The organism is Mycobacterium sp. E2462 (genome assembly GCF_001672685.1).
Taxonomy (GTDB): domain Bacteria; phylum Actinomycetota; class Actinomycetes; order Mycobacteriales; family Mycobacteriaceae; genus Mycobacterium.
Genome location: NZ_LZKC01000361.1, coordinates 25,138 through 36,613, shown reverse-complemented (window position 1 = coordinate 36,613; position 11,476 = coordinate 25,138). Strand labels below are relative to the sequence as shown.

Below are 11,476 nucleotides of genomic sequence, written 5' to 3'. Positions count from 1 at the left end.
GACCGCGCCGCCGGCGAGCACCGACACGCCGACGACCACGGCGCCGCCGAGCACCACCGCGCCGCCGAGCAACGAGACCAGCACCGTGACGCAGACCGTGACCGTCCCGCCGCGGCGCGGACCGTTCGGGGGCCCCGCCGGGCCGCGGCCCTGACGCAGCCGCATGGCCGCGACAGGCAGCCTCGTCCGCCCGGCGGAGTCGCGCGACGCCGCGGCCTGCCTGGCCATCTACCGGCCGTACGTGGAGAACACCGCGGTCAGCTGGGAACTGGAGGTTCCGACCGCTCAGGAGATGGGTTCCCGGATCGCCTCAGCCCGCGAGCAGCATGAATGGCTGGTGCTCGAGCGCGACGGTCGGGTCGTCGGGTTCGCCTACGGGCATACCCTGACGCGGTTCCCCGCCTTTCGCTGGTCGACGGAGACCGGGATTTACGTGGACGCGGGACACCAGCGCAGCGGCGCCGGCCGCGAGCTTTACACACGGCTGCTGGGGCGGTTGGCCGAACGCGGCTATCGACGCGCGTTCGCGGGCATCACGCAACCCAACGAGGCCAGCACCGCGTTCCACCGCTCGCTGGGCTTCACCGAGGCGGGCGTGTACCGGCGGGTCCAGTGGAAGCACGACGGCTGGCACGACGTCGCATGGCTGCAACTCGATCTACTGGGCGCCGGCGATCGCGGGGAACCGCCCGGCCCCATTAGTTGACCCCGGGCCCGTGTCCGGACCCGGGGTGGGAGTCGATCTGAGTTAGCGGCCGCCGCCGGCGCCACCGCCGAAACGGCCGCCACCGGCGCCGCCGCCGTGCCGGCCACCGCCCGCGCCAGCGCCGCAGCAGCACCACCCCGACCGCGCCGGCGGCGACCGCCGGCACCGCCGCCGTACCGGCCACCGCCGGCGCCCCCACCAATTCGCGCAATGCTTGTCGTAGTCATGCGCCGGAAGCTATCGCCGATCGGTCGGGTGAGACAAGAAATTCGGTCTTAACGATTTGTGTCTACTCGGCGCGGGCGAGGTCGGCGCCGGGATCTAAGTCGAGAGTGCGCCCGAAGGGATTCGAACCCCTAACCTTCTGATCCGTAGTCAGATGCTCTATCCGTTGAGCTACGGGCGCCTGTCTTCAGTTGTGTTGCGTGTGTTCCGCTGGCGGAGGCGAGAGGATTTGAACCTCCGGTCCCCTTTGAGGGGGACAACTCATTAGCAGTGAGTCCCATTCGGCCGCTCTGGCACGCCTCCCTTGGACTTTCTGAGGGTACCCGACCCCTTTCCGGTCTCGCGGAACCGGCCATACTGTACACATCCGCGACATAAACTGTCGAAGTGACCGCCCGCTTGCGACCCGAACTGGCCGGACTGCCAGTCTATGTGCCCGGCAAGAACGTCCCGGGTTCCATCAAACTGGCCAGCAACGAGACCGTGCACGGGCCGCTGCCCAGCGTGCAAGCGGCCATCGAGCGCGCCGTCGCGATCGTCAACCGCTACCCGGACAACGCCAGCGTCGACCTCAAGGCCGCCCTGGCCATGCACCTGGGCCCCGGATTCGCGCCCGAGCACCTCGCCGTCGGTAGCGGCTCGGTCACCCTCTGCCAGCAGCTGGTGCAGATCACGGCCGCGGCGGGCGACGAGGTGATCGTCGGCTGGCGCAGCTTCGAGTGCTACCTGCCGATCATCCAGGTGTCCGGGGCGACCACCGTCAAGGTGCCGCTGACTGACCACACACACGACCTCGACGCCATGCTCGCCGCGATCACCGACCGCACCCGCCTGATCTTCGTGTGCAACCCGAACAACCCGACCTCGACGGTGGTCGATCCGGACGCGCTGACCCGGTTCGTGGACGCGGTGCCCCCGGACGTGCTCATCGCGATCGACGAGGCCTACGTCGAGTACATCCGCGACGGCATGCTGCCCAACAGCCTGGAGCTGGCGCTCACCCGCGGCAACGTCGTTGTGCTGCGGACCTTTTCGAAGGCCTACGGGTTGGCGGGGTTACGCGTCGGCTACGCCATCGGCCGCCCGGACCTGATCACCGCGCTGGACAAGGTGGTCATGCCGTTCGCCGTGACGAACGTCGCACAGGCCGCCGCCATCGCGTCGCTGGAGGCCTCCGACGAGCTGATGGCCCGCACCGACGCGCTGGTCGCCGAGCGCACCCGCGTCAGCGCCACCCTGCGCGAGGCCGGGTTCACCGTGGCGCCGTCGCAGGCCAACTTCGTCTGGCTGCCGCTGGGGGATCGCACCACGGACTTCACCGAGCAGGCCGCCGAGGCGCGCCTGGTGCTGCGGCCCTTCGCCGACGAGGGGGTGCGGATCACCATCGGCGCGGTGGAGGAGAACGACGCCCTGCTGCAGTTCGCCTGCGATTGGATCTCCCGCACCGACGCCTGAAGGAGCGCTCATGGACTTGGCGCGCAAGCTGTTCACCGAGTTCAAGGAGCGCGACGGTGAGATCCCCGATGCCGAGCTCGACGAGTTCTGGGCGACGCTACCGCCCGCGACCATCGAGGGCATGCTCGGTGAGTGGAAGGGCGGCGAGTTCCGCACCGGCCACCGGATGAACGGGCAGCTCGAGAAGGCCGGCTGGTTCGGCAAGAACTTCGTGTCCGCACGCGACGTGCAACCGCTGGTATGCCTGGACGCCGACGGCAACAAATTCTCCAACAAGGAGATGGGCAAGGGCGAGGCCAGCCTGTGGCTCGAGGAGTTCCGCGGCGAGGTCACCGCGACGATGGTCTACGACGGCCAGCCCGTGCACGACCACTTCAAGCGAATCGACGACGACGCCGTGATGGGCATCATGAACGGCAAGGGCGTCCGCGATAGCGGCCGCTACTACTACTTCTATCTGGAGCGCGTGTAGGCGCTCGCGCCTACAGAAGCGCTAGCGGGCCGGGTCGCGGCCGGTGAAGCCGACCAGCTGCTCCAGGGCACCGGCATCGTCGGGCACGTCGACGGGGTCGTCGAAGCCGGCGCCGCGGCGGATCTCCGGGCGGATGACCTGCCGCGCCAGGCCCAGCACGTATTCCGAGAGCGGCTCCGGGGCGTTCAGGTCGTGCCCGACGGCCACGGCGTAATCCCAGGCGTGCACCAGGAATTCGATCGACAGGATGGCGCAGGCGTTCTTGGCCGGCAGCTGGCCTTTGCCGAACGGCACCGTGCCGTCCAGCCCGCGCCGGTGCCAGGCGTCGACGGCCGGGCGGGCCGCGGCGACGACCCGGCGCTCCACCGAGTCGCCCTCGTCGGAGTCGGGGATCTCCGCTCCCGCCATGCCGCCGACGCCAGCGATCGAGTTGAGCAGGTGCGCGGTCAGTTGTGCCACGTCGAACTCCGTGCACGGCGTCCGGCGCGACAGGTCGTCGGCGGCGATGGTGTGCAGCACCCGCTGCAGCACGCCGAGGGTGTCTTCGGCGCTGTGCAGCTCGTCGGTGGGCGGGGAATGCGGGCCGGGGCGCAAGTCGCGGGGCATGTTTCCCACGCTACGGTCTCGATATGGCGCAAGCATACGAATCGGTCACCGTGGAGACCAAAGACCAGGTCGCGCAGGTGACCTTGATCGGACCGGGCAAGGGCAACGCGATGGGCCCGGCGTTCTGGGCGGAGATGCCGGAGGTGTTCGCGACGCTGGACGCCGACCGCGACGTGCGCGCGATCGTGCTGACCGGCTCGGGCAGGAACTTCAGCTACGGGCTCGACGTGCCCGCGATGGGCGGGGCGTTCACCCCGCTGCTGGGCGGCGACGCGCTGGCCCGTCCACGCGCGGACTTCCACGCCGAGATCAAGCGCATGCAGGCGGCGATCACCGCGGTCGCGGACTGCCGGACCCCCACGATCGCCGCCGTCCACGGCTGGTGCATCGGCGGCGGCGTCGACCTCATCTCCGCGGTGGACATCCGCTATGCCAGCGCCGACGCCAAGTTCTCGGTGCGCGAGGTCAAGCTGGCCATCGTCGCCGACGTCGGCAGCCTGGCCCGGCTCCCCCGGATCCTCAGCGACGGGCACCTGCGCGAGCTGGCACTGACCGGCAAGGACATCGACGCCGCCCGCGCCGAGAAGATCGGCCTGGTCAACGACGTGTACGCCGACGCCGACGCCGCGCTGGCCGCCGCCCACGCCACCGCCGCCGAGATCGCCGCCAACCCGCCGCTGACCGTGCACGGCGTCAAGGACGTCCTGGATCAGCAGCGCATCGCGGCGGTCTCGGAGAGCCTGCGCTACGTCGCCGCCTGGAACGCGGCGTTCCTGCCGTCGAAGGACCTCACCGAGGGCATCACCGCGGCGTTCGAAAAACGCGCGCCGCAATTCCGAGGCGAGTGAGCCACGTACCCTCGCTGACGTGACGACACCCGACGGCAGGATCCGCGTCCCGTCCGACCTGGACTCCGTGACGTCGATCGGCGACGAGGACCACTCCGAGATCGACAGCGCCGCGGTGGAACGCATCTGGCAGGCCGCGCGGCACTGGTACCAGGCGGGCTTTCACCCGGCGATCCAGCTGTGCCTGCGCCGGCACGGGCGCGTGGTGCTCAACCGGGCGATCGGCCACGGCTGGGGCAACGCCCCGACGGATGCGCCCGACGCCGAGAAAATCCCCGTTACTCCGGACACGCCCTTCTGCGTGTATTCGGCCGCCAAGGGCATCGCCGCCACCGTGATCCACATGCTCGTCGAGCGCGGTGTGTTCGCGCTCGACGACCGTGTCTGCGAATACCTTCCGACCTTCACCAGCCACGGCAAGGACCGCATCACCATCCGGCACGTGATGACGCACAGCGCCGGGCTGCCCTTCCCCACCGGCCCGCGGCCCGACGTCAAGCGCGCCGACGACCACGAGTACGCCCAGCAGAAGCTGAGCGAACTGCGCCCGCTCTACCGCCCCGGCCTGGTGCACATCTACCACGCGCTGACCTGGGGACCGCTGGTGCGCGAGCTCGTCTACGCGGCCACCGGCACGGAGATCCGCGAGGTCCTGGCCACCGAGATCCTGCAGCCTCTCGGCTTCCGGTGGACGAATTTCGGTGTCTCGCAACAGGATCTGTCGCGGGTGGCGCCCAGTCATGCCACCGGCCGGCCGTTGCCGCCCGTGGTGGCCGCCATTTTCCGCAAGGCGATCGGCGGGACCGTGCACGAGATGATCCCGATCACCAACACTCCCCTGTTCCTCAACACCATCATCCCGTCGTCCAACACCGTGTCGACGGCCAACGAGATGTCGCGGTTCGCCGAAATATGGCGCCGCGGAGGCGAACTCGACGGAGTGCGGGTGCTCAGACCGGAGACGATGTACGGCGCGGTGCAGGAATGCCGACGGCTGCGGCCGGATTTCGCCGTCGGCCTGCAACCTGCCCGGTGGGGCACCGGATGGATCCTGGGCACCAAAAGGTGGGGGCCGTTCGGCCGCAATGCGCCCCACGCGTTCGGCAACCTCGGCCTGGTCAACATCGCCCTGTGGGCGGACCCCGCGCGCGGCCTGGCCGCCGGCGTCATCAGCAGCGGAAAGCCCGGGCGCGACCCCGAAGCCAAGCGGTACACCGCCCTGCTGGACACGATCACCGCCGAAATAACCGGCGGTTGACATCGCCCGGAGGTGGGAACACTGCCGGGCATGGCTACCTACCGAGTGCTCAACCCCAAGGGCGACGTCGTCGCCACTAAGGACATTGAAAGCGCCGACAAAGCGCACGCATGGTTCGCCGACAACAAGGTCGAAGGCAACGAGCTGGGCTGGCGCATGGAGGTCGAAAGCGACGGCGAATGGCGCTTCTTCGACGACAGCGAGGGCGACCGCAGCTACTAGGTTCGGCCGAGGTTTGTGCCCCCACCGGCGGGGCAACCATCAAGACATGGATTCTGAACGCTTCCGCAAGGTACTGGACGCGCCGGGGCCGTTCGCCTCGGTTTACTTCGACGACTCGCACGACACCCACGACGCCGAGGCTCAACTCGACCTCAAGTGGCGCGCGGTCAAGGAGGAGCTGGAGAAGCAGGGCGCCGAGCAGAGCGTCGTCGACGGGATCGAGAGCGCCGTGCGGGACCTGCGCCCGCCGGTCGGCCGCAGCGGGCGGGCGGTGATCGCGGGGGCCACCGGCGTGCTGATCAACGAGCACCTGGCCCGCGCCGCCGCCACCAGCGTGGTCCGGGTGTCCGAATTGCCTTACCTGGTACCGATTCTCGAGCACAGCTTCGACCACCCGGATTACGTGCTGGTGGTCGTCGACCACAGCGGCGCCGACATCACCACCCAGATCGGCGGCACCCTGCGTAGCGAAACCGTCGACGGCGGCGGGCACCCGGTGCACAAGGCCGCGGGCGCGGAGAACGCCGGATACGGCGATCCCCAGCAGCGCACCGACGAAGCCGCCCGCAAGAACGTGCGCGCCGTCGCCGACCGGGTGGCGGAACTGGTCGACGACAAGGGCATCGAAGTCGTCTTCGTCGTGGGCGAGGTCCGGTCCCGCTCCGACCTGCTCGCCGCGCTGCCCCAGCGCCTGGCGGACCGAGCGGTGCCGCTCGAGGTCGGCGCCCGCCACAGCGGTCACGACTTCGGCGAGATCGAGCACGCCATCGAGGCGGAGTTCCTCAAGCGCCAGTTGCGGACCATCGACGAAGCGGCGCAACGCTTTACGGCCGAAATCGGGCGAGACTCCGGCCTGGCGGCCGAAGGCTTGGGGGCGGTGTGCTCGGCGTTGCGGCAGGGTGCCGTGGAGACGCTGATCATCGGCGACATCGGCGACGCGACCGTGGTGGCCGACGAGGGACTGACGACCGTCGCGCCGAACGAGAACGTGCTCTCCGAGCAGGGCGCGGCCCCCGACAAGATCCTGCGGGCCGACGAGGCGCTGCCCGCGTTCGCGGTCTCGGTCGGGGCGGCGCTGGTGCGCACCGACGAACGGATCGAGCCTGCCGACGGGGTCGCCGCCGTGCTGCGCTACGCGCCGACGCTGCACTGACGGCGGCGGCTGGCCCGGCGGTGGCGGAGGGATTTGAACCCCCGGACGGTGTTAGCCGTCTCTCGCTTTCAAGGCGAGTGCATTAGGCCGCTCTGCCACGCCACCACGGGTAAGGCTAGTCGAGTTGGCTGGCGCCCGGACCTCGGCGTCGGCGGCCGGTAACCGCGGCTAGTAGCGTGGCCGACATGCGCGCCATCGTCGCCGAAGCCGCCGATCGACTGTCCTGGCAAGAAGTCCCCGACGTGTCCGCCGGCGCCGGGGAGGTGGTGATCCGGGTGGCCGCGGCCGGCGTGAACCGCGCCGACGTGTTACAGGCGGCCGGCAAATACCCGCCGCCGCCGGGGGCGAGCGAAACGCTGGGCATGGAGGTGTCCGGCGTCGTCGCCGAGACCGGCGAGGGCGTTGCCGATTGGTCTGTCGGGCAAGAGGTTTGCGCGCTGCTCTCCGGCGGCGGGTACGCCGAGCGCGTCGCCGTCCCCGCCGGTCAGCTGCTGCCGATCCCCTCCGGCGTCGACCTGATCGACGCCGCGGGACTTCCGGAAGTGGCATGCACGGTGTGGTCCAACCTGGTACTGACCGCCCATTTGGGCGCGGGTCAACTGCTGCTGATCCACGGCGGCGCCAGCGGTATCGGCAGCCACGCCATCCAGATCGCGCGGGCGATCGGGGCCCGGGTGGCCGTGACCGCCGGCTCGGCGGACAAGCTCGAATTCTGCCGCCAGCTGGGCGCCGAGATCACGATCAACTATCGCGACGAGGATTTCGTCGCGCGGCTGCGCGACGAGACCGACGGCGCCGACGTCATCCTCGACATCATGGGCGCGGCCTACCTGGACCGCAACGTCGACGCCCTGGCCACCGACGGGCAGATCGTCATCATCGGCATGCAGGGCGGCATCAAAGGCGAGCTCAACATCGCCAAGCTTTTGATGAAGCGGGCGCGGGTCATCGGCACCACGCTGCGGGCGCGGCCCGTGACCGGACCCAACAGCAAGACCGAGATCGTCCAGGCGGTCACCGCCAAGGTGTGGCCGATGATCGGCGACGGGCGGGTGCGCCCGGTCATCGGCGCCCGCGTCCCCATCGAGCGGGCCGGCGAGGCGCACCAGCGGCTGCAGGCCGGCGATGTGACCGGGAAGATCGTGCTGACGGTGCCGGACTGACCCGGCGTCAGCCCAGGGAAGCCAGCGCCCGGACCAACTGGTCGACCTCGGCCGTGGTCGAGTAGTGGGCCAGGCCCACCGTGACCGCGCCGCCGATGTCGTTGACGCCCAACACGTCGAGCGCGCGGGAGTTCTCGTTGGTGACGGCCAGGATGCCGTTGTCGGCCAGCCGCTGCACCACCCGCTCGGCGGGCACCCCGTTCAACGCGAAACTGACGACCGGGATGCGCACCTCGGGCCGGCCGATCACCATCACCAGCGGCAGCGACCGCAACGACACCATCAGGTAGTCGTAGATCCGGTTCAGGTACGACGCGGAGGACTGCATCGACACGGCCAGGCGCTCGCGGCGGCTGCCGCGGGCCGATTCGTCCAGCGCCGCCAGGTATTCGATGCTGGCCACCACCCCGGCGAGCAGGCCGAACTGGTGGGCCCCGGTTTCCAGGCGCGCCGCGCCGGTGGCCTTGGGGTCCGTCGAGATGGACGTGAACGAGTTGAGCAGCGCCGGGTCCCGGAACACGATGGCCCCGATCGGCGGTCCGCCCCACGCCGCGGCGTTGACCGCCACCACGTCGACGTCGGTCTCCTTCAGGTCCAGCAACCGGTAGGGCGCCGCGGCGGAGTGGTCCACCACCACCAGGCCGCCGACGTCGTGCACCAGCTTGGTCATCGCGCGCAGGTCGGTGACGGTGCCCAGCGTCGCCGACGCCGAGGCGACGGCGACCAGCCGGGTGGCCTTGCCGATCAAGCCCTCCCACTGCCAGGTCGGGAGCTCGCCGGTCTCGATGTCGATCTCGGCCCACTTCACCTTGGCGCCGTATCGGTGCGCGGCCCGCAGCCACGGGGCGATGTTCGCCTCGTCATCGAGGCGGCTGACGATCACCTCGTAGCCGAGCCCCGCCCGCGACGACGACGCCTCGGCCAACGCCGACAGCAGGATCGCCCGGTCCGCGCCCAGCACGACGCCCGCGGCGTCCACGTTGAACAGGTCGGCCACCGCCGCCCGCGCCGCCTCCAATACGGCGGCGCTGCGCTGCGCCGACGGGTGCGCGCCGACCGTGGTGGGACCCGACCGGCGGAACGCCGTCGACACCGTGGTCGCGACGGAATCGGGGATCAACATGCCGGCGGGCGCGTCGAAGTGCACCCACCCGTCACCCAGTGACGGATGCAGTCCGCGCACCCGGGCGACGTCGTAAGCCATGCCAGCCACCTTAAGGCGTCCGCTTTTCGGCGAAATTGCAACGGTAGCGGGTGCCACGGAGATTCCGGCCAGTCGGTGGCCTCCCAAGCCAGGGCACCCGGCCAGCCATACTAGTCGAGTGGGGCTGTGGTTCGGAACGCTGATCGCGTTGTTTTTGCTGATAGCGCCAGGGACGACCATCGCACGTATCACCCAGCTTTCGTGGCCGACCGCTATCGCGGTGGGCCCGGCGCTGACCTACGGCGTCGTGGCCCTGGCCATCATCCCGTTCGGTGCCCTCGGAATCCCCTGGAACGGCTGGACCGCGCTGGCCGCGCTGGCCGCGGTGTGCCTGGTGATGACGGCGCTGCAGCTGCTGCTGTCGCGGTTCCGCGACACCGACGCGGAGTCCCGGGGGGCCGGTCGCGGGCCCGCGATCACGGTGGCGGCCGGGGTCCTGCTGGGCGCCCTGCTCACCATGTGGGCGGCCTATCGGGGGTTGACGCACTGGCAGACGATCCCGAGCACCTGGGACGCGGTGTGGCACGCCAACGAGGTGCGCTTCATCCTGGACACCGGCCAGGCCTCCTCGACGCACATGGGCGAGCTGCGCAATGTCGAGACCCACCAGCTGCTCTACTACCCGTCCGTCTTCCACGCGCTGACCGCGGTGTTCTGTCAGCTCACCGGCGCGGCGCCGACCACCGGTTACACCCTCAACGCGGTGGCGGCGTCGGTGTGGCTGTTCCCGTCGAGCGCGGCCGTGTTGACCTGGCGCCTGCTGCGTCCCCTCGCCTGCGAATGGCGCACCGCGGGGGCGGCGGCCACCGCCGCCGCGCTGTCGGCGTCGTTCACCGCGGTGCCCTACGTCGAGTTCGGCGTCGCGGCGATGCCCAACCTGGCTTCCTACGGGGTCGCCGTCCCGACGTTCGTCCTGATCACCTCCACGTTGGGGCACCGCGACCGCATCCCGGCGGCGGTGCTGGCGCTGGTCGGCGTGATGTCGGTGCACATCACCGGCGGCGCGATCGTCTTGTTGCTGCTGGCGGCCTGGTGGCTGCTGGACGCGCTGCGGCACCCGGTCCGCGGCAGGGTGGCCGACGTCATCCCGCTGGCGATCGTCGCGATCACCGCCGGGTTGATCCTGTTGCCGCAATTCATCAGCGTGCGCCAGCAGGAAGACATCATCGCGGGCCACTCGTTCCTCACCCACCTGAGCAAAAAGCGCGGCATCTTCGACGCCGTGATGCAGCACTCCCGCCACCTCAACGACTTCCCGGTGCAGTACGGGCTGATGGCGGTCACGGCCGTCGGGGGCCTGATCTTCCTGGTGAAGCGGATCTGGTGGCCGCTGGCGGTGTGGTTGCTGCTGGTGATCGTGGACGTCGACGCCGGCAATCCGCTCGGCGGGCCGATCGGCGCGGTGGCGGGGGTGTTCGGGGAGTTCTTCTACAAAGACCCGCGGCGGATCTCCGCCGCCATCGCCCTGCTGCTCGAACCGATGGCCGGGGTCGCGGTGTTCGCCCTCGTCACGGCGGTGGTGGCCGGCGCCAAGCGCGTCGTCAGCCGCCGCAGGCCCCTGCCCGCGCCGGTGTGGGCGTCGGCCACGGCGATCCTGCTGGTGCTCACCACCGTCCTGACCGGCCGGCACTACCTCTACCGCCACCTGGTGTTGATGGGCGACAAGTACGACTCGGTGATCATCGACCAGCGCGACCTGATGGCGATGGCGTACCTGGCCACGCTGCCCGGCGCCCACACCACCACGATCGGCAACGCCAACACCGACGGCACCGCCTGGATGTACGCCGTCGCCGATCTGCACCCGCTGTGGACCCACTACGATTACCCGCAGCAAATGGGCCCCGGCCCCAACCGCTACATCTTCTGGGCCTTCGCCCGGCGGGGTGATTCCGATCCGCGCGTCGTCGAGGCGATTAAGGCGCTCAATATCCGGTACATCTACACCAGCGCGCCGACGGTTCGGGGTTTCGCGGTACCGGAAGGACTAGTGTCACTGGATAAGTCGAAGTCGTGGGCCCTGATCTACGACAACGGCGGAGCCAAAATCTACGAGTGGCGCGGAATCGGCGCGGCGCCCCGCCCCTGATCCGCGAAGGATGGTGAGGAATTGAGTACCCGCAGCGACGATGACGGCGTCGAGGTCATCGGCGGCGTCGATCCG

Annotated in this window: 11 protein-coding genes and 3 tRNA genes; 9 read left to right on the top strand and 5 right to left on the bottom strand. The window is 69.9% G+C overall.

Annotated features, from left to right (window positions below; all coding sequences use genetic code 11):
* The first annotated feature begins 163 nt into the window (after window positions 1-163).
* Window positions 164-706 (top strand): GNAT family N-acetyltransferase, encoded by a 543-nt coding sequence (locus A5714_RS19055; protein ID WP_068071306.1) that lies wholly within the window; start codon window positions 164-166, stop codon window positions 704-706.
* Window positions 707-1,039: 333 nt separating this feature from the next.
* Here the strand turns inward: A5714_RS19055 and A5714_RS19045 are convergent.
* Together A5714_RS19045 and A5714_RS19040 are read right to left on the bottom strand one after the other, a co-directional pair.
* A tRNA-Arg gene (locus tag A5714_RS19045) sits at window positions 1,040-1,112 on the bottom strand.
* Between the two features lie 30 nt (window positions 1,113-1,142).
* Window positions 1,143-1,234, bottom strand: a tRNA-Ser gene (locus A5714_RS19040).
* Window positions 1,235-1,318: 84 nt separating this feature from the next.
* Here A5714_RS19040 and hisC point away from each other — a divergent pair.
* Complete coding sequence (gene hisC / locus A5714_RS19035) at window positions 1,319-2,386, top strand: histidinol-phosphate transaminase (protein WP_068071929.1); 1,068 nt, start codon at window positions 1,319-1,321, stop codon at window positions 2,384-2,386.
* A 10-nt stretch (window positions 2,387-2,396) separates the two neighbouring features.
* Window positions 2,397-2,858, top strand: a complete 462-nt coding sequence (locus tag A5714_RS19030; RefSeq protein ID WP_068287764.1) for a DUF4334 domain-containing protein — start codon at window positions 2,397-2,399, stop codon at window positions 2,856-2,858.
* A 21-nt stretch (window positions 2,859-2,879) separates the two neighbouring features.
* Here A5714_RS19030 and A5714_RS19025 read toward each other — a convergent pair whose 3' ends face one another.
* Window positions 2,880-3,464: a TIGR03086 family metal-binding protein gene (locus tag A5714_RS19025; RefSeq protein WP_197513799.1), complete on the bottom strand. Its 585-nt coding sequence runs from the start codon at window positions 3,462-3,464 to the stop codon at window positions 2,880-2,882.
* Between the two features lie 23 nt (window positions 3,465-3,487).
* Here A5714_RS19025 and A5714_RS19020 point away from each other — a divergent pair, with 23 nt between their 5' ends.
* The 4 genes from A5714_RS19020 to A5714_RS19005 are packed head-to-tail and all read left to right on the top strand — an operon-like array spanning window position 3,488 to window position 6,945.
* Window positions 3,488-4,312: a crotonase/enoyl-CoA hydratase family protein gene (locus A5714_RS19020; protein ID WP_068071923.1), complete on the top strand. Its 825-nt coding sequence runs from the start codon at window positions 3,488-3,490 to the stop codon at window positions 4,310-4,312.
* Between the two features lie 19 nt (window positions 4,313-4,331).
* On the top strand, window positions 4,332-5,570 hold the full coding sequence (gene lipE / locus A5714_RS19015) for a lipase LipE (protein WP_068287755.1): 1,239 nt from the start codon (window positions 4,332-4,334) through the stop codon (window positions 5,568-5,570).
* A gap of 30 nt (window positions 5,571-5,600) precedes the next feature.
* A complete protein-coding gene (locus tag A5714_RS19010; protein WP_068071919.1) occupies window positions 5,601-5,792 on the top strand; it encodes a hypothetical protein in 192 nt (63 codons plus the stop codon).
* A gap of 46 nt (window positions 5,793-5,838) precedes the next feature.
* Entirely contained in the window at window positions 5,839-6,945 is a 1,107-nt protein-coding gene (locus tag A5714_RS19005) for a hypothetical protein (RefSeq protein WP_068071917.1), read from the top strand.
* 18 nt (window positions 6,946-6,963) lie between these two features.
* Here A5714_RS19005 and A5714_RS19000 read toward each other — a convergent pair.
* Window positions 6,964-7,050 (bottom strand) — tRNA-Ser (locus tag A5714_RS19000).
* Between the two features lie 80 nt (window positions 7,051-7,130).
* Between A5714_RS19000 and A5714_RS18995 the strand changes: the two genes are divergently transcribed.
* On the top strand, window positions 7,131-8,108 hold the full coding sequence (locus tag A5714_RS18995) for an NAD(P)H-quinone oxidoreductase (protein WP_068287772.1): 978 nt from the start codon (window positions 7,131-7,133) through the stop codon (window positions 8,106-8,108).
* Window positions 8,109-8,115: 7 nt separating this feature from the next.
* Here A5714_RS18995 and A5714_RS18990 read toward each other — a convergent pair whose 3' ends face one another.
* Window positions 8,116-9,312: a cysteine desulfurase-like protein gene (locus A5714_RS18990; RefSeq protein ID WP_068287752.1), complete on the bottom strand. Its 1,197-nt coding sequence runs from the start codon at window positions 9,310-9,312 to the stop codon at window positions 8,116-8,118.
* 118 nt (window positions 9,313-9,430) lie between these two features.
* Between A5714_RS18990 and A5714_RS18985 the strand changes: the two genes are divergently transcribed.
* Complete coding sequence (locus tag A5714_RS18985; RefSeq protein WP_068287749.1) at window positions 9,431-11,401, top strand: DUF6541 family protein; 1,971 nt, start codon at window positions 9,431-9,433, stop codon at window positions 11,399-11,401.
* Window positions 11,402-11,476: the final 75 nt, after the last annotated feature.

Excerpts from the sequence above, each read along its gene's own strand:
- A5714_RS19025 (WP_197513799.1), bottom strand. The coding sequence starts at position 3,464 with ATGCCCCGCGACTTGCGCCCCGGCCCGCATTCCCCGCCCACCGACGAG.
- A5714_RS19010 (WP_068071919.1), top strand. The coding sequence starts at position 5,601 with ATGGCTACCTACCGAGTGCTCAACCCCAAGGGCGACGTCGTCGCCACT.
- A5714_RS18995 (WP_068287772.1), top strand. The coding sequence starts at position 7,131 with ATGCGCGCCATCGTCGCCGAAGCCGCCGATCGACTGTCCTGGCAAGAA.
- A5714_RS19005 (WP_068071917.1), top strand. The coding sequence starts at position 5,839 with ATGGATTCTGAACGCTTCCGCAAGGTACTGGACGCGCCGGGGCCGTTC.
- A5714_RS19020 (WP_068071923.1), top strand. The coding sequence starts at position 3,488 with ATGGCGCAAGCATACGAATCGGTCACCGTGGAGACCAAAGACCAGGTC.
- A5714_RS18990 (WP_068287752.1), bottom strand. The coding sequence starts at position 9,312 with ATGGCTTACGACGTCGCCCGGGTGCGCGGACTGCATCCGTCACTGGGT.
- A5714_RS19030 (WP_068287764.1), top strand. The coding sequence starts at position 2,397 with ATGGACTTGGCGCGCAAGCTGTTCACCGAGTTCAAGGAGCGCGACGGT.
- A5714_RS19055 (WP_068071306.1), top strand. The coding sequence starts at position 164 with ATGGCCGCGACAGGCAGCCTCGTCCGCCCGGCGGAGTCGCGCGACGCC.